The following is a 17,771-nucleotide window of genomic DNA, read 5'->3' as shown; positions in this document are numbered from 1 at the left end:
CGCAGCAATGGATATGTACTCAGTCAACAAGCCCCACAGGCTTTGACGCGGCATGGATCAACGTTGGTAAAGGCGCCAATGGAGGTAGTCACAGGTTGCCGGACAGGCTCAGGGCGTGAGGGGGCAAGAAAATCAAAAGCCAGCCGTGCGGCGACCCGACTTGCCGACGAAGGCAGCTTTGAATCCTGCATCGAATTCGGGATCTCACCCCGCCATCGTCAGCCGGTTACGCCCCTCGCGCTTGGCGACGTACAGCGCGCTGTCGGCCCTGCGCAACAGGCTCTCGGCGGATTCGCCGGGCAGCAGGGTCGAGCAGCCGAGGCTGACGGTCAGCTCCACCGTGCGGCCATCGGCTGGATAATCCTCGGCCTGCGCTGCGCACCGCAGGCGTTCCCCGACCAGGGCTGCCGCTTCCCGGCTGGTGTTGGATAACAAGATCAGGAACTCTTCGCCACCGTAGCGAAACACCATGTCGACGTTGCGCAGCTGATTCTTGATCGAGGCGGCCACCGCCTTGAGCACGTCATCACCGGCGCTGTGGCCATGGGTGTCGTTGACCCGCTTGAAGTGATCGATGTCCAGCATCAACAGCGACAGGGGCTGCATATGACGTCGCGCCAGCTCGATTTCCCGCTGCAGCGTCTGGTCCATGGCGATGCGATTGCCGGTGTCGGTCAGTGGGTCACGCAATGCACTTTGGGTGGCGGCGCGGTACAGCAGGGTATTGCGCATAGGGTAGAGCAACGCGGCCAGCAGAGACTCGAGGTTGGCCTGTTCCTGTTCGCTGAAGCGCTGGTTGCGGCGAAAGATCAGTTCGCCCAGGTGCTCGCCTTCGTGGCTCAGGCTGTAGCTGATCGAGTGGTGGCCCCGCTGGCCGAATTCCAGGCGCAAGTCACTGCTCTTGTGCTGGTAGATCAAGGCATCAAGGGGGACCAGTCGCTGGATTTCGCGGTAGAACAGCCCGAGTATGCGTTGCGGCTCAAGGCTGGTTTGCAGCTGCAGGTTCAATTGCTGGCGCAGCTGCGCAAGGCTGACGGGCCTCTCCAGAATCGGTGGCTGCTGACCAAAGCCCAGGCGTTGCAATTTGGCGCTGTCAAAGTCAATTGCGTTGGTCTGGGAAGGTGATTTCATATGGCGTTCGCCCTTGAGCAGTAAGGCTGTCTTACAAGCTGGGTGCGAGCGCTTCTTGGCTACGCCTCATACTGGTCCGTCAGTCCCTTAGGACATTTCGTACAAGCTTAATCTGCTTTATCGCAGATTAGTAATCGGCAATTTGGTCTTGCGCACTCTGCTTTCCCACGGCCTGTTCAGGCAAATGCTGAGCGAAAGTCGTGCCAATAGGCTGAATTGTATTAAATACCGTTACCAATCAATAGGTTGATAAGCGATAAAGGTGGCGAAGGGAACTGCGCGACGGTTGTTTGACTGAAAGCATGTTCTAACGGGCATGCCGCGTCGGGAAGCCGACGCGGCACAAAAGCGACAGACGGTATTACTGGGCGTTGAATGCCTGGCCGTTGATTCCGGTGCTGTCCGGGCCCATCAGGTAGAGGTAGACCGGCATGATCTCCTCAGGCGTTGGGTTGTTCAGCGGGTTTTCGCCCGGATACGCCTGGGCGCGCATGCTGGTGCGAGTGGCCCCTGGGTTGATGCTGTTGGAGCGGACCGGCGCCACGCCGTCGACTTCGTCGGCCAGCGTTTGCATCAGGCCTTCGGTGGCGAATTTCGAGACACCGTAGGCGCCCCAATACGCGCGACCCTTGCGCCCGACGCTGCTGGAGGTGAACACCACCGAGGCGTCCTGGGACAGCTTGAGCAGTGGCAACAGGGTACTGGTCAACATGAACATGGCGTTGACATTGACCTGCATGACGCGCATGAAATTTTCCCCGGACAGCTGTTCGATCGGGGTGCGCGGGCCGATGATCGATGCGTTGTGCAGCAAGCCATCCAGATGGCCGAATTCGCTCTCGATCATCGCCGCCAGCTCATCGTATTGATGGGGCAGGGCGGTCTCGAGGTTGAACGGGATCACGGCCGGTTGCGGATGGCCGGCGGCTTCGATCTCGTCGTAGACCTGGGTCAGGTTGGCTTCGGTCTTGCCCAGCAACAGGACGGTGGCGCCATGGGCGGCATAGGTTTTGGCGGCGGCAGCGCCAATACCGCGACCGGCACCGGTGACCAGGATGACCCGGCCTTTGAGCAGATCGGGGCGGGCGGAATAATCAAACATGAAAAAACCCTCTACATAATCCATCAATAGAGCTGAAAAGATCGCAGCCTGCGGCAGCTCCTACAGGATGCACATCGATCCCCTGTAGGAGCTGCCGAAGGCTCGGGCCGCGTTCGGACGATCTTTTGACGTTAATCAGCAGCCACATAGGGCGCTATCAAGCACCTTGCGCAACTCCAGCGGATGATCGACCACCACGTCCGCTCCCCAATGCCGCGGATTATCGTCCGGGTGGATGTAGCCGAAAGTGACGGCGGCCGTCCGGGTGCCGGCATCACGCCCGGATTCGATATCGCGCAGGTCATCGCCCACGAACAGCACGCTGGCCGGATCGAGGTCGAGCATCTTGCAGGCGAGGATCAACGGCTCCGGGTCCGGCTTGCTGTTCTTCACGTGATCCGGGCAAATCAGCAGGGCCGAACGCTCGGCCAGCCCCAGCTGCTGCATGATCGGCTCGGCGAAACGCAGCGGCTTGTTGGTGACCACGCCCCAGATCAGGTTGGCCTTCTCGATATCGGCCAGCAGTTCGCCCATGCCGTCAAACAGTTTGCTGTGAACCGCGCAACCCACCAGGTAACGCTCAAGGAACTCCAGGCGCAATGCCTCGAAACCCGGGGACTCCGGGTCCATGGAGAAGGTCACTGCGACCATCGCCTTGGCACCGCCGGAGATTTCATCGCGGATGTGCTTGTCGTTGATCGGCGGCAAGCCGCGGTCGGCACGCATCGCCTGGCAAATCGCAATGAAGTCCGGCGCGGTGTCGAGCAGGGTGCCGTCCATGTCGAAAAGAACTGCTCTGATACGCATCGGCTTACTCCTCGCGCAGGGTCTGGATCATGTAGTTGACGTCCACGTCGGACGCCAGTTTGTAATGCTTGGTCAGCGGGTTGTAGGTCAGGCCAATGATGTCCTTGACGGTCAGGCCGGCCATGCGGCTCCAGGCACCGAGCTCGGAAGGACGGATGAATTTCTTGAAGTCGTGGGTGCCGCGTGGCAACAGCTTCATGATGTATTCGGCGCCGACGATGGCGAACAGGTACGCCTTCGGGTTGCGGTTGATGGTGGAGAAGAACACCTGGCCGCCCGGCTTGACCATGCGGAAACAGGCGCGAATCACCGAGGACGGGTCCGGTACGTGCTCGAGCATTTCCAGGCAGGTCACCACGTCGAACTGTTCAGGCATTTCCTCGGCAAGGGCCTCGGCGGTGATCTGCCGGTATTCGACGTTCACGCCCGATTCCAGCTGATGCAGTTGTGCCACCGCCAGTGGCGCTTCGCCCATGTCGATACCGGTCACGGTCGCGCCGCGCTGGGCCATGGCTTCGCTGAGGATGCCGCCGCCGCAACCGACGTCGAGGACCTTCTTGCCGGCCAGGTTGACGCGTTCGTCAATCCAGTTCACGCGCAGCGGATTGATGTCATGAAGCGGTTTGAATTCGCTCTCGCGGTCCCACCAGCGATGGGCCAGGGCTTCGAATTTGGCGATTTCGGCGTAGTCGACGTTGCTCATGGTTTAAGTCCTCTAAAACTTGAAAAATCCTGTAGCCCCGGTGTTGAGTCCGGGGAGGCTTACGATTCTGTGCGGCCGCTGATGCGCTGGCCCCAGGCCTTGGCGATGGCGACGAGTTGTTGTTCATCCATGCGTGTCAGGCGGCGGTCGTCGAGCAGTTGCTTGCCCGCGACCCAAAGGTGTTTCACGCAATCGCGGCCTGACGCATATATAAGCTGCGATACCGGGTCATAGACCGGTTGCTGGGCCAGGCCCGAGAGGTCGAACGCCACGATGTCGGCGGCCTTGCCGATTTCCAGCGAGCCCACCTCGGCTTCGATCCCCAGTGCGCGTGCGCCGTTGAGGGTGGCCATGCGCAGGGCGCTGTGGGCGTCCAGTGCGGTGGCCGAACCCGCGACGGCCTTGGCCAGCAGGGCGGCGGTGCGGGTTTCGCCCAGCAGGTCCAGGTCATTGTTGCTGGCGGCGCCGTCGGTGCCGAGGGCCACGTTGACCCCGGCCTGCCACAGGCGCTCCACCGGGCAGAAACCGCTGGCCAGCTTCAGGTTCGACTCCGGGCAGTGAATGACATGGGTGTTGCTTTCTACCAGCAGCGCCAGGTCTTCGTCGCTGACCTGGGTCATGTGCACCGCCTGGAAGCGCGGCCCCAGCAAGCCCAGGCGCGCCAGTCGGGCCAGCGGCCGTTCACCCTGCTGTTCGACGGCTTGCCGCACCTCGAAGGCGGTTTCATGCACATGCATGTGGATCGACGCATCCAGCTCTTCGGCGATCACCCGGATCTTTTCCAGGTTTTCATCGCCCACGGTGTAGGGGGCATGGGGGGCGAAGGTGATTTTAATGCGTTCGTGATGCTTGAGATCGCCGAACAGCTCGACACCCTGGCGAATCGCCTCGTCCGCCGTGCTGGCGCCCGGGATCGGGAAATCGAGGATCGGAATCGCAATTTGCGCGCGAATGCCGCTGTTGTGCGCGCACTCGCTGGCAACCTTCGGGAAGAAATACATGTCAGAGAAGCAGGTGATGCCGCCCTTGAGTTGCTCTGCGATGGCCAGGTCCGTGCCGTCGCGGACGAAATCCTCGTCGACCCACTTGGCCTCGGCCGGCCAGATGTGGTTTTCCAGCCACGTCATCAGCGGCAGATCGTCGGCCAGGCCGCGAAACAGGGTCATTGCCGCATGCCCGTGGGCATTGATCAGGCCGGGGCTGAGCAGGATGTCCGGCAGTTCACGCACTTCGATTGCGTTAAGCTGCAGGGCGTTGCGGCGCGGACCGATGAAAACGATGCGCCCGTCGCGGATGCCCAGGCCATGATCCTTGAGCACGACGCCAGCGGGTTCGACGGGTACCAGCCAGGTTGGCAGCAACAACAGATCGAGCGCAATGGCAGTGTTCGGCATCGAGGATCGGTTCCAGGGCTTTTGTAAAGGATGGCGAAGTATACCCGAGCGTCTTCGCCGGGGGATCGCTATAATCGGCGGCTTTTGTTTCTGACTGCGGGGTGTGGGATGCGCGATCGACTGTTGGCTGCTGAGAAGGTTAAGGCCATCGATTGGCGTGATGGCACCCTGTACCTGCTGGATCAGCGTGTTTTGCCGTTCGAGCAAACCTGGATCGCCTGCACCAGTGCGGCGGGCGTGGCGGAAGCCATTCGCTCGATGGTGGTGCGCGGCGCGCCAGCCATCGGCATCAGTGCGGCCTATGGCGTGGTGCTGGCGGCGCGGGCCCGATTTGCCGAGGGTGGCCATTGGCAGGAAGCGCTGGAAGAGGATTTCGCGCAGTTGGCCGCCACCCGTCCGACCGCCGTCAACCTGTCCTGGGCACTCGGTCGCATGCGCGAACGCCTGGCTCGGCTGAAAAAGCACGCCGACCCTTTGTCCGTGCTGGAGGCCGAGGCCATGGCCATCCATGAGAGCGACCGCGAAGCCAACCTGACCATGGCGCAACTGGGCGTCGACCTGATCCGCAAGCACCAGGGCAATGCCCAGGCGATCCTGACCCACTGCAACACCGGCGCACTGGCCACCGGTGGCTTCGGCACGGCGCTGGGGGTGATTCGCGGCGCCTTCATCGAGGGGATGGTCGAGCGCGTGTATGCCGGCGAAACCCGGCCATGGCTGCAAGGCTCGCGACTGACCGCCTGGGAGCTGGCCAACGAAGGCATCCCGGTGACCCTCAGTGCCGATTCCGCCGCTGCGCACATCATGAAGACCAAGGGCGTCACCTGGGTCATCGTCGGGGCAGACCGCATTACCGCCAATGGCGACGTGGCCAACAAGATCGGCACCTACCAATTGGCCGTCAATGCCATGCACCACGGGGTGCGCTTCATGGTGGTGGCGCCGAGCTCGACCATCGACATGGACTTGGCCAGCGGCGACGACATTGTGCTCGAGGAGCGCGATGAGCGCGAACTACTGGAGGTGGGTGGCCAGCGGCTCGGGGCCGATATCGATGCGTTCAACCCGGTGTTCGACGTGACCCCGGCAGACCTGATCGACGTGATCGTCACCGAAAAAGGCATCGTCGAGCGCCCGGATACGGCGAAGATGGCGCAGTTGATGTGTCGCAAGCGCCTGCATTGATGATCTCTGGTGCCTGATAAATTGCCTTCGCGAGCAGGCTCGCTCCCACAATATTCGCGGTGTGGCCGCAATGGGCGGCGCAATGACGAATCATTGTGGGAGCGAGCCTGCTCGCGAAGGGGGCCTGAAAGCATTAAAACAGCGTGAATCTGCCCCTGGTTCTCCATTCAGCACTGCTCTAAGCCCCTCTGATCCCCTTCAAGCCTGTCATCGGTCAACTAACTATGCTCCATGCGCATCAGGGGGATAGGTGCGTGGCGGCTCTTGTGATAACATCCGGCGGTTTCCAAGGTTGCCCCGCGGGGTGACCTTTACTGCGCAGATCCATGGCATAACTCGTTGATTTGTCGTAAGTCGGTGCATGGCACTCAGCCTGCAGCGGCGAGCTTCGTTCGTCCCATATGGATGAGACGAAGTTTCACCAGAAAAAGGAATCAGGCTTCTCATGGGCGAACTGGCCAAAGAAATCCTCCCGGTCAATATCGAAGACGAGCTGAAGCAGTCCTACCTCGACTACGCGATGAGCGTAATTGTCGGGCGGGCACTGCCGGATGCGCGCGATGGCTTGAAGCCCGTGCACCGGCGCGTGCTGTTCGCGATGAGCGAGCTGGGCAACGACTTCAACAAGCCGTACAAGAAATCTGCCCGTGTTGTCGGTGACGTGATCGGTAAGTATCACCCGCACGGTGACACCGCGGTGTACGACACCATCGTTCGGATGGCGCAGCCATTTTCCCTGCGCTACCTGCTGGTAGACGGCCAGGGCAACTTCGGTTCGGTGGACGGCGACAACGCCGCGGCCATGCGATACACCGAAGTTCGCATGACCAAGCTGGCGCACGAGCTGCTGGCTGACCTGCACAAAGAAACCGTGGACTGGGTGCCGAACTACGACGGCACCGAAATGATCCCAGCGGTCATGCCGACCCGTATTCCCAACCTGCTGGTCAACGGCTCCAGCGGTATCGCCGTGGGCATGGCGACCAACATTCCGCCGCACAACCTCGGTGAAGTCATCGATGGTTGCCTGGCGCTCATCGACAACCCCGAGCTGACCGTCGACGAGCTGATGCAGTACATCCCCGGTCCGGACTTCCCGACCGCCGCGATCATCAACGGTCGCGCCGGCATCATCGAGGCTTACCGTACCGGTCGCGGGCGCATCTACATGCGCGCCCGCTCGATGATCGAAGACATCGACAAGGTCGGTGGCCGCCAGCAGATCGTCATCACCGAACTCCCTTACCAGCTGAACAAGGCCCGTCTGATCGAGAAGATCGCCGAGCTGGTCAAGGAGAAGAAGCTCGAAGGCATCACCGAGCTGCGCGACGAGTCCGACAAGGACGGTATGCGCGTCGTGATCGAGCTGCGTCGCGGCGAAGTGCCTGAGGTGATCCTCAACAACCTCTACGCCCAGACCCAGCTGCAAGCGGTATTCGGCATCAACATCGTCGCGCTGATCGACGGCCGTCCACGCATCCTGAACCTCAAGGACCTGCTGGAAGCCTTCGTGCGTCACCGTCGCGAAGTCGTCACTCGTCGTACCGTGTTCGAACTGCGCAAGGCGCGCGAGCGTGGCCACATCCTCGAAGGTCAAGCGGTTGCCCTGTCGAACATCGACCCGGTCATCGCCCTGATCAAGGCTTCGCCGACCCCGTCGGAAGCCAAGGAAGCGCTGGTCAGCACCCCTTGGGAGTCTTCGGCGGTAGTGGCGATGGTTGAACGTGCCGGCGCCGATTCGTGCCGTCCGGAAAACCTCGACCCGCAGTACGGCCTGCGCGACGGCAAGTACTTCCTGTCGCCAGAGCAGGCGCAAGCCATCCTGGAACTGCGTCTGCACCGCCTGACCGGCCTGGAACACGAAAAGCTGCTGGCCGAGTATCAAGAGATCCTCAACCAGATCGGCGAGCTGATCCGCATCCTCAACAGCGCCACGCGCCTGATGGAAGTGATCCGCGAAGAGCTGGAAGTGATCCGTGCCGAATACGGCGACGTGCGCCGTACCGAAATCCTCGATGCGCGTCTAGACCTGACCCTGGGCGACATGATCCCGGAAGAAGATCGCGTGGTGACCATTTCCCACGGTGGCTATGCCAAGACCCAGCCACTGGCGGCGTACCAGGCCCAGCGTCGTGGCGGTAAAGGCAAGTCGGCGACCGGCGTCAAGGATGAGGACTACATCGCTCACCTGCTGGTTGCCAACAGCCACACCACGCTGCTGCTGTTCTCCAGCAAGGGCAAGGTGTACTGGCTGAAAACCTACGAAATCCCTGAAGCCTCCCGTGCTGCCCGTGGTCGTCCTCTGGTCAACCTGCTGCCGCTGGATGATGGTGAATACATCACCACCATGCTGCCGGTCGAGGAATACACCGAAGGTCACTTCATCTTCATGGCCACCGCCAACGGCACCGTGAAGAAGACCCCGCTGGAATCCTTCAGCCGTCAACGCAGCGTCGGCCTGATCGCGCTGGAGCTGGACGAAGGCGACGTGCTGATTTCCGCGGCCATTACCGATGGCGAGCGCGAAGTCATGCTGTTCTCCGACGGCGGCAAGGTAACGCGCTTCAAGGAATCCGACGTTCGTGCCATGGGCCGTACCGCTCGTGGTGTGCGCGGCATGCGCCTGCCAGAAGGGCAGAAGCTGATTTCCATGCTGATCCCGGAAGAAGGCAGCCAGATCCTCACCGCTTCGGCGCGTGGTTATGGCAAGCGTACGGCGATCACCGAGTTCCCTGAGTACAAGCGTGGCGGCCAGGGCGTGATCGCCATGGTCAGCAACGAGCGCAACGGCCGTCTGGTCGGTGCGGTCCAGGTGCTCGACGGCGAGGAAATCATGCTGATCTCCGACCAGGGCACCCTGGTGCGTACCCGTGTCGACGAAGTGTCGAGCCTGGGGCGTAATACCCAGGGCGTGACCCTGATCAAGCTGGCCAACGATGAAACGCTGGTTGGTCTGGAGCGGGTCCAGGAGCCTTCGGAAGTCGAGGGTGAAGAGCTGGAAGGCGAAGAAGGTGCTGTGTTCGAAGGCACTGCAGTGATCGACGACATCGTCGAAGACCAGCAACTCGACGCCGCCGCTGACGAAGAACCACAGGAATAAGCGGGTAAACAGGGGGCGGATGAAAATTCGCCCCCTTGTTGTTTGTCCGAGAGGAAAATGTCGACACCCATGGATATCCCCTGTGGGAGCGAGCCTGCTCGCGAAGCAGGCGCCGCGGTATCTCTGAAACACCGCGGTGATGCATTCGCGAGCAGGCTCGCTCCCACAGGTGCCTGCTTCAGCAGGGCCCCTGTGTCGATTGATAATGTGATTTATTGCGTGATACCACCAAATCAGAGCGAGATTGGATGTGAGCAAGAGAGCCTATAACTTCTGCGCCGGTCCTGCGGCGCTTCCCGAAGCTGTCCTGCAGCGCGCCCAGGGTGAACTCCTCGACTGGCACGGCAAGGGCCTGTCGGTCATGGAAATGAGCCATCGCAGCGATGAGTTCGTGTCCATTGCCACCAAGGCCGAGCAGGATCTGCGTGATCTGCTGAATATCCCCTCGAACTATAAAGTGCTGTTCCTGCAAGGCGGCGCCAGCCAGCAATTTGCCCAGATTCCGCTGAACCTGCTGCCTGAAAGCAGCACCGCCGACTATATCGACACCGGTATCTGGTCGCAGAAAGCCATCGAGGAAGCGTCGCGCTTCGGTAACGTCAATGTTGCCGCCACCGCCAAGCCCTACGACTATTTCGCCATTCCTGGCCAGAATGAATGGCAGCTGTCCAAGGACGCGGCCTACGTTCACTACGCGCCGAACGAAACCATCGGCGGCCTGGAATTCCAGTGGGTTCCCGAGACCGGTGACGTGCCATTGGTGGCCGACATGTCTTCGGACATCCTCTCACGCCCGATCGATGTCTCGCGCTTCGGCATGATCTACGCCGGCGCCCAGAAGAACATCGGCCCGAGCGGTATCGTCGTGAACATCGTTCGCGAAGACCTGCTCGGTCGCGCCCGTTCCATTTGCCCGACCATGCTCGACTACAAGGTCGCGGCCGACAACGGCTCCATGTACAACACCCCGCCAACCCTGGCCTGGTACCTGTCCGGCCTGGTGTTCGAGTGGCTGAAAGAGCAGGGCGGTGTCGAGGCCATCGGCAAGCTCAATGACGTCAAGCAGCGCACGCTGTACGACTTCATCGATGCCAGCGGCCTCTACAGCAACCCGATCAACAAGTCGGACCGCTCGTGGATGAACGTACCGTTCCGCCTGGCCGATGACCGTCTGGACAAGCCGTTCCTGGCTGGCGCCGACGAGCGTGGCCTGCTGAACCTCAAGGGCCACCGCTCCGTGGGCGGCATGCGCGCCTCCATCTATAACGCCGTCGACATCAACGCGATCAACGCGCTGGTGGCGTACATGGCAGAGTTCGAGAAGGAACACGGCTAATGTCTGAGCAAGAACTCAAGGCACTGCGCCTGCGCATCGATGCCCTGGACGAAAAGGTCCTGGAGCTGATCAGTGAGCGCGCACGCTGCGCCCAGGAAGTTGCGCGAGTAAAGATGGCTTCGCTGGCCGAAGGCGAAGTGCCGGTGTTCTATCGTCCCGAGCGCGAAGCTCAGGTGCTCAAGCGTGTCATGGAGCGCAACCAGGGGCCGCTGGGCAACGAGGAGATGGCGCGGCTGTTCCGCGAAATCATGTCCTCGTGCCTGGCCCTCGAGCAACCGTTGAAAGTCGCGTACCTGGGCCCTGAAGGTACCTTCACCCAGGCGGCGGCCCTGAAACACTTCGGCCACGCGGTGATCAGCAAGCCGATGGCGGCCATCGACGAAGTGTTCCGCGAAGTGGCGGCCGGTGCGGTGAATTTCGGCGTTGTCCCGGTGGAAAACTCCACCGAAGGCGCGGTCAACCACACCCTCGACAGCTTCCTCGAGCACGACATGGTGATCTGTGGTGAAGTCGAGTTGCGGATTCACCACCACCTGTTGGTCGGTGAAAACACCAAGACCGACAGCATCAGCCGCATCTACTCCCACGCCCAGTCCCTGGCCCAGTGCCGCAAGTGGCTGGACGCCCACTACCCGAATGTCGAGCGCGTGGCGGTGTCCAGCAACGCCGAAGCGGCCAAGCGGGTCAAGGGCGAGTGGAACTCGGCGGCGATTGCCGGCGACATGGCGGCCGGTCTCTACGGGCTGACCCGATTGGCCGAGAAAATCGAGGACCGTCCGGACAACTCCACGCGCTTCCTCATGATCGGTAACCAGGAAGTGCCGCCGACTGGCGACGACAAGACCTCGATCATCGTCTCGATGAGCAACAAGCCGGGCGCGCTGCACGAATTGCTGGTGCCGTTCCACGACAATGGCATCGACCTGACGCGAATCGAGACCCGTCCGTCGCGCAGCGGCAAATGGACCTACGTGTTCTTCATCGACTTCGTCGGCCACCACCGCGACCCGCTGGTAAAAGGTGTGCTGGAAAAGATCAGTCAGGAAGCAGTAGCACTCAAAGTGCTGGGTTCCTACCCGAAAGCAGTTCTCTAAGGGGCGGTAGCAAATGAGTGGCAATTTCCTCGCTCTGGCACAGCCGGGCGTGCAACAACTTTCGCCTTACGTTCCGGGCAAACCCGTGGACGAACTGGCGCGTGAGCTGGATCTCGATCCGGCCAGCATCGTCAAGCTGGCCAGCAACGAAAACCCGTTGGGCGCGAGCCCCAAGGCCCTGGCCGCCATCCGTGATGCCCTGGTCGAACTGACCCGTTATCCAGACGGCAATGGTTTTGCGCTCAAGACCCTGCTGGCCGAACAGTGCCGCGTCGAGCTGAACCAGGTGACATTGGGCAACGGCTCCAATGACATCCTTGAGCTGGTCGCACGCGCCTACCTGGCGCCGGGCCTGAATGCGGTGTTCAGCGAGCATGCGTTTGCGGTCTACCCGATCGTGACCCAGGCCGTCGGCGCCCAGGCCAAGGTTATTCCGGCCAAGGACTGGGGGCATGACCTGCCGGCCATGCTGGCGGCCATCGACGCCAATACCCGCGTAGTCTTCATCGCCAACCCGAACAACCCAACCGGGACCTGGTTCGATACCGAGGCGCTGGATGAATTCCTCCAGGATGTGCCGGAGCACGTGTTGGTGGTGCTGGACGAGGCCTACATCGAATACGCCGAAGGCAGCGACTTGCCGGACGGCCTGGACTTCCTGGCGGCTTACCCGAACCTGCTGGTGTCGCGCACGTTCTCCAAGGCCTACGGCCTGGCGGCATTGCGCGTCGGTTATGGCTTGTCCACCGCCGTGGTCGCCGATGTGCTGAACCGCGTGCGCCAACCGTTCAACGTCAACAGCCTGGCCTTGGCCGCTGCGTGCGCTGCACTGCAAGACGCCGAATACCTGGCGGAAAGTCGTCGCTTGAACGAGTCGGGCATGCAGCAGCTTGAAGCGGGTTTTCGCGAGCTGGGGCTGGGCTGGATTCCTTCCAAGGGCAATTTCATCTGTGTTGATCTAAATCGCGAAGCGGCTCCGGTGTTCCAGGGCTTGCTGCGCGAAGGCGTGATCGTGCGCCCGGTGGCCAACTACGGCATGCCGAACCACTTGCGCGTTACCATCGGTCTGCCGGCGGAAAACAGCCGCTTCCTTGAGGCGCTGGCCAAGGTTATGGCTCGTGGTTGATGTCACTGTGCCGCAATCTGCTGAGCCTTTGATCGGGCGCCTGGTGGTGGTCGGCCTGGGGTTGATCGGCGGTTCGTTTGCCAAGGGTTTGCGCGAAAGTGGCCTGTGCCGCGAAGTGGTCGGGGTCGACCTCGACCCGCAGTCGCGCAAGCTGGCCGTTGAATTGGGCGTGGTGGATCGTTGCGAAGAAGACCTGGCGGTGGCTTGCCAGGGTGCCGACGTGATCCAGCTGGCTGTGCCGATCCTCGCCATGGAAAAAATGCTCGGCCGATTGGCCGGCATGGACCTTGGGCAAGCGATCCTGACTGACGTTGGCAGTGCCAAGGGCAACGTCGTGCGTGCGGCGAGCGAAGCCTTTGGCGGCGTGCCGGCGCGTTTCGTGCCGGGCCATCCGATCGCCGGTTCCGAGCAGAGTGGGGTGGAAGCCTCCAATGCCGACCTGTTCCGTCGCCACAAAGTGATCCTCACGCCGCTGGATCAGACCGATCCGCAAGCCTTGGCCGTGGTCGATCGCCTGTGGCGCGAACTGGGCGCCGATGTCGAGCACATGCAGGTCGAACGGCACGACGAAGTGCTGGCGGCCACCAGTCATCTGCCGCACTTGCTGGCATTCGGCCTGGTCGACTCGCTGGCCAAGCGCAATGAAAATCTTGAGATCTTCCGTTACGCTGCGGGCGGCTTCCGCGATTTCACAAGAATCGCCGGGAGCGACCCGGTCATGTGGCATGACATCTTCCTCGCTAACCGCGAGGCTGTCCTGCGCACACTCGATACATTTCGCAGCGACCTCGACGCCTTGCGCGACGCGGTCGATGCAGGGGATGGGCACCAATTGTTGGGCGTTTTCACGCGCGCCCGGGTTGCCCGCGAGCATTTCAGTAAAATCCTGGCCCGTCGGGCCTATGTGGACGCTATGAATTCCAACGATCTGATTTTCCTGGCTCAACCTGGTGGCCGCCTGTCCGGTCGGATTCGCGTACCAGGTGACAAGTCGATTTCCCACCGTTCGATCATGCTGGGCTCCCTGGCCGAAGGCGTCACCGAAGTCGAAGGTTTCCTCGAGGGCGAAGACGCCCTGGCGACCCTGCAGGCGTTCCGTGACATGGGCGTGGTCATCGAAGGCCCGCACCATGGTCGTGTGACCATTCACGGCGTCGGCCTGCATGGCCTCAAGCCAGCACCGGGCCCGATCTACCTGGGTAACTCCGGCACCTCGATGCGCCTGTTGTCCGGCCTGCTGGCCGCGCAAGACTTCGACAGCACCCTGACCGGCGACGCTTCGCTGTCCAAGCGCCCGATGAATCGCGTGGCTAACCCGCTGCGCGAGATGGGCGCGGTCATTGAAACCGCTGCCGAAGGTCGTCCGCCGATGACCATCCGTGGCGGCAACAAGCTCAAGGGCCTGACCTACACCATGCCGATGGCCAGTGCCCAGGTTAAATCCTGCCTGCTGCTGGCGGGTCTGTACGCTGAAGGCAAGACCACCGTCACCGAGCCTGCGCCAACCCGTGACCACACCGAGCGCATGCTGCGTGGCTTCGGCTACCCGGTGAGCGTTGACGGTGCAACGGCCTCGGTCGAGTCGGGCGGCAAGCTGACCGCGACCCATATCGAAGTGCCGGGCGACATCTCGTCGTCGGCGTTCTTCCTGGTGGCCGCATCGATCGCCGAAGGTTCGGAGCTGGTGCTCGAGCATGTCGGCATCAACCCGACCCGTACCGGCGTCATCGACATCCTGCGCCTGATGGGCGCTGACATCACCCTGGAAAACCAGCGTGAAGTGGGTGGCGAGCCAGTGGCTGACCTGCGCGTGCGGGCAGCTAAACTTAAAGGTATCGAGATTCCCGAAGCGCTGGTTCCGCTGGCCATCGACGAATTCCCGGTGCTGTTCGTGGCTGCCGCTTGTGCCGAAGGGCGCACCGTGCTGACCGGCGCCGAAGAACTGCGGGTCAAGGAGTCGGACCGTATCCAGGTCATGGCCGATGGCCTGCTGGCACTGGGTGTCAAATGCCAGCCGACGCCGGACGGCATCATTATCGACGGCGGCCAGATCGGCGGCGGTGAAGTGCACGGCCACGGCGACCACCGGATTGCCATGGCCTTCAGCGTCGCCTCGCTGCGCGCCACTGCACCGATCCGCATCCATGACTGCGCCAACGTCGCGACCTCGTTCCCCAACTTCCTCGCGCTGTGCGCGCAGGTCGGTATCCGCGTTGCCCAAGAGGCTCAGTCGTGAAGCGCATTGCACCGGTCATCACCATTGATGGGCCAAGCGGCTCGGGCAAAGGCACCATCGCCGGAATCCTGGCTCGGCGCCTGGGCTGGAACCTGCTGGATTCCGGTGCGCTGTACCGCCTGCTGGCCTTCGCCGCGCACAACCACGGCGTCGACCTGACCAATGAAGAGCTGCTGAAGAAACTCGCCGCTCATCTGGATGTGCAATTTATCGCGGCGACCGAAGGTCAGCTGCAGCGCATCATCCTGGAAGGGGACGAGGTCAGCGATGTGATCCGTACCGAAAGCGTCGGCTCGGGTGCCTCCCAGGTGGCGGCATTGCCCGCGGTGCGCGAGGCGCTGCTGCAGCGCCAGCGCGCCTTCCAGGAAGCGCCGGGCCTGGTGGCCGATGGTCGCGACATGGGCACCGTGGTGTTTCCGGATGCGCCGCTGAAGATTTTCCTGACCGCCAGTGCCGAGGAAAGGGCGCGTCGTCGATATTTGCAGTTGAAGGGCAAAGGCGACGATGTTAGTCTGTCGAGTCTGCTAGATGAGATCCGTGCACGCGATGAGCGTGACACCCAGCGAGCGGTAGCCCCGCTTAAACCGGCGGCTGACGCCATACAGCTGGATTCCACGGAGTTGTCCATCGACCAGGTGCTGGAACGCATCATGAGCGAGATCGCCATTCGCGATATCGCCGGGTGACCAAGAAGGCCGCAGGGGACCAGTCATAGTCCTGTGGCGCTTCTTTTAAATGAAACTAACCCACACCGTCTGGGGTGTGGAGATGGGCGTATCCTTCGCCCTCATTCACAGGAATTAAAATGAGCGAAAGCTTTGCGGAACTCTTTGAAGAAAGCCTAAAAACCCTGAACCTTCAGGCAGGCTCCATCATCACCGGTGTTATCGTTGATATCGATTACCAAGCTCGCTGGGTAACCGTTCACGCTGGCCTGAAGTCTGAAGCACTCATCCCGCTTGAGCAGTTCTACAACGACGCTGGCGACCTGACTATCAACGTCGGTGACGAAGTTCACGTTGCGCTGGACTCGGTTGAAGACGGCTTTGGCGAAACCAAGCTGTCCCGTGAAAAAGCCAAGCGCGCTGAATGCTGGATTGTTCTGGAAGCAGCCTTCGCAGCCGAAGAAGTGGTCAAGGGCGTTATCAACGGTAAGGTTAAAGGCGGCTTCACTGTCGACGTTAACGGCATCCGTGCGTTCCTGCCAGGTTCTCTGGTTGACGTCCGTCCAGTGCGCGACACCACGCACCTGGAAGGCAAAGAGCTGGAATTCAAGGTCATCAAGCTGGACCAGAAGCGCAACAACGTTGTCGTTTCCCGTCGTAGCGTCCTGGAAGCCGAGAACTCCGCCGAGCGCGAAGCTCTGCTGGAATCCCTGCAGGAAGGCCAGCAAGTCAAAGGTATCGTCAAGAACCTCACCGATTACGGCGCATTCGTCGATCTGGGTGGCGTGGACGGCCTGCTGCACATCACCGACATGGCCTGGAAGCGCATCAAGCATCCTTCCGAAATCGTCAACGTTGGTGACGAAATCGACGTTAAGGTTCTGAAATACGATCGCGAACGCAACCGTGTTTCCCTGGGCCTGAAGCAACTGGGCGAAGATCCATGGGTTGCTATCAAAGCCCGTTACCCAGAAGGCACTCGCGTTACCGCTCGTGTAACCAACCTGACCGACTACGGCTGCTTCGCTGAGCTGGAAGAAGGCGTTGAAGGCCTGGTACACGTTTCCGAAATGGACTGGACCAACAAGAACATCCACCCTTCGAAAGTCGTACAAGTCGGCGACGAAGTGGAAGTTATGGTTCTGGACATCGACGAAGAGCGTCGTCGTATCTCCCTGGGCATCAAGCAGTGCAAATCTAACCCATGGGAAGATTTCTCTGGCCAGTTCAACAAGGGCGATAAAATCTCCGGCACCATCAAGTCGATCACCGATTTCGGTATCTTCATTGGTCTGGACGGCGGCATCGACGGCCTGGTTCACCTGTCCGACATCTCCTGGAACGAAGTGGGCGAAGAAGCTGTTCGTCGCTTCAAGAAGGGCGACGAGTTGGACACCGTTATCCTGTCGGTTGACCCAGAGCGCGAGCGCATCTCCCTGGGTATCAAGCAGCTGGAAAGCGATCCGTTCTCCGAGTACGTTCAAGAGAACGACAAAGGCGCAATCGTTAAGGGCATCGTGAAAGAAGTTGACGCTAAAGGCGCCATCATCACCCTGGCCGACGATATCGAAGCGACTCTGAAAGCCTCCGAAATCAGCCGTGACCGCGTTGAAGACGCGCGCAACGTTCTGAAAGAAGGCGAAGAAGTAGAAGCCAAGATCATCAGCGTTGATCGCAAGAGCCGCGTAATCCAGCTCTCGATCAAGTCGAAAGACGTTGAAGACGAGAAAGAAGCTATCCAGAGCCTGCGCGACAAGCCAGTAGCTGGTGACGCTCCAGTAGCCACCACCCTGGGTGACCTGCTGCGTGCTGCACAAGCGGAAAAACAGAACTAAGTTCTGACTTTCTGTAAAAAAAAGGGCGACTTCGGTCGCCCTTTTTTGTGTGCGCCC

Annotated in this window: 13 protein-coding genes; 8 read left to right on the top strand and 5 right to left on the bottom strand. The window is 61.1% G+C overall.

From position 1 onward, the window contains the following. Positions 1-204 precede the first annotated feature (204 nt). The 5 genes from PG5_RS26430 to PG5_RS26410 form a co-directional block, all read right to left on the bottom strand. On the bottom strand, positions 205-1,131 hold the full coding sequence (locus PG5_RS26430; protein WP_020800133.1) for a GGDEF domain-containing protein: 927 nt from the start codon (positions 1,129-1,131) through the stop codon (positions 205-207). A 361-nt stretch (positions 1,132-1,492) separates the two neighbouring features. Continuing rightward, the gene (locus PG5_RS26425) at positions 1,493-2,233 is read right to left on the bottom strand and encodes a YciK family oxidoreductase (RefSeq protein ID WP_020800132.1); all 741 of its coding nucleotides are present in this window, start codon (positions 2,231-2,233) and stop codon (positions 1,493-1,495) included. A gap of 135 nt (positions 2,234-2,368) precedes the next feature. Further along, positions 2,369-3,040 carry an N-acetylmuramic acid 6-phosphate phosphatase MupP gene (gene mupP, locus PG5_RS26420; RefSeq protein ID WP_020800131.1) on the bottom strand — a complete coding sequence of 224 codons (672 nt, stop codon included), beginning with the start codon at positions 3,038-3,040 and terminating at the stop codon, positions 2,369-2,371. Between the two features lie 4 nt (positions 3,041-3,044). Then, positions 3,045-3,743 carry a bifunctional 2-polyprenyl-6-hydroxyphenol methylase/3-demethylubiquinol 3-O-methyltransferase UbiG gene (ubiG, locus tag PG5_RS26415; protein ID WP_008065228.1) on the bottom strand — a complete coding sequence of 233 codons (699 nt, stop codon included), beginning with the start codon at positions 3,741-3,743 and terminating at the stop codon, positions 3,045-3,047. A 59-nt stretch (positions 3,744-3,802) separates the two neighbouring features. Next, positions 3,803-5,137, bottom strand: coding sequence for a TRZ/ATZ family hydrolase (locus PG5_RS26410; protein ID WP_020800130.1), 1,335 nt, complete (start codon positions 5,135-5,137; stop codon positions 3,803-3,805). 108 nt (positions 5,138-5,245) lie between these two features. On the opposite strand from PG5_RS26410, the gene mtnA reads away from it, so the two are divergent. From mtnA to rpsA, 8 genes are all read left to right on the top strand, one after another. After that, positions 5,246-6,322 (top strand): S-methyl-5-thioribose-1-phosphate isomerase, encoded by a 1,077-nt coding sequence (gene mtnA / locus PG5_RS26405; RefSeq protein WP_020800129.1) that lies wholly within the window; start codon positions 5,246-5,248, stop codon positions 6,320-6,322. Between the two features lie 445 nt (positions 6,323-6,767). Then, a complete protein-coding gene (gene gyrA / locus PG5_RS26400) occupies positions 6,768-9,422 on the top strand; it encodes a DNA gyrase subunit A (protein ID WP_020800128.1) in 2,655 nt (884 codons plus the stop codon). Between the two features lie 250 nt (positions 9,423-9,672). Beyond that, positions 9,673-10,758: a 3-phosphoserine/phosphohydroxythreonine transaminase gene (serC, locus tag PG5_RS26395; protein WP_042955755.1), complete on the top strand. Its 1,086-nt coding sequence runs from the start codon at positions 9,673-9,675 to the stop codon at positions 10,756-10,758. Next, entirely contained in the window at positions 10,758-11,852 is a 1,095-nt protein-coding gene (pheA, locus tag PG5_RS26390; protein ID WP_020800126.1) for a prephenate dehydratase, read from the top strand. Before serC ends, pheA begins: the two co-directional genes overlap by 1 nt. Positions 11,853-11,865: 13 nt before the next feature. Next, a complete protein-coding gene (hisC, locus tag PG5_RS26385; RefSeq protein ID WP_020800125.1) occupies positions 11,866-12,978 on the top strand; it encodes a histidinol-phosphate transaminase in 1,113 nt (370 codons plus the stop codon). A gap of 28 nt (positions 12,979-13,006) precedes the next feature. After that, positions 13,007-15,214, top strand: a complete 2,208-nt coding sequence (locus tag PG5_RS26380) for a bifunctional prephenate dehydrogenase/3-phosphoshikimate 1-carboxyvinyltransferase (RefSeq protein ID WP_042955756.1) — start codon at positions 13,007-13,009, stop codon at positions 15,212-15,214. Beyond that, entirely contained in the window at positions 15,211-15,900 is a 690-nt protein-coding gene (gene cmk / locus PG5_RS26375; RefSeq protein WP_020800123.1) for a (d)CMP kinase, read from the top strand. The genes PG5_RS26380 and cmk overlap by 4 nt, the downstream gene beginning before the upstream one ends. 119 nt (positions 15,901-16,019) lie before the next feature. Next, the gene (gene rpsA / locus PG5_RS26370) at positions 16,020-17,714 is read left to right on the top strand and encodes a 30S ribosomal protein S1 (protein WP_020800122.1); all 1,695 of its coding nucleotides are present in this window, start codon (positions 16,020-16,022) and stop codon (positions 17,712-17,714) included. The last annotated feature ends 57 nt before the right edge of the window (positions 17,715-17,771 follow it).

This window comes from Pseudomonas sp. G5(2012) (assembly GCF_000408945.1).
Lineage (GTDB): Bacteria > Pseudomonadota > Gammaproteobacteria > Pseudomonadales > Pseudomonadaceae > Aquipseudomonas > Aquipseudomonas umsongensis.
The sequence above is the reverse complement of the archived record's forward strand: the minus strand, read 5'-3'. Positions and strand labels throughout refer to the sequence as shown.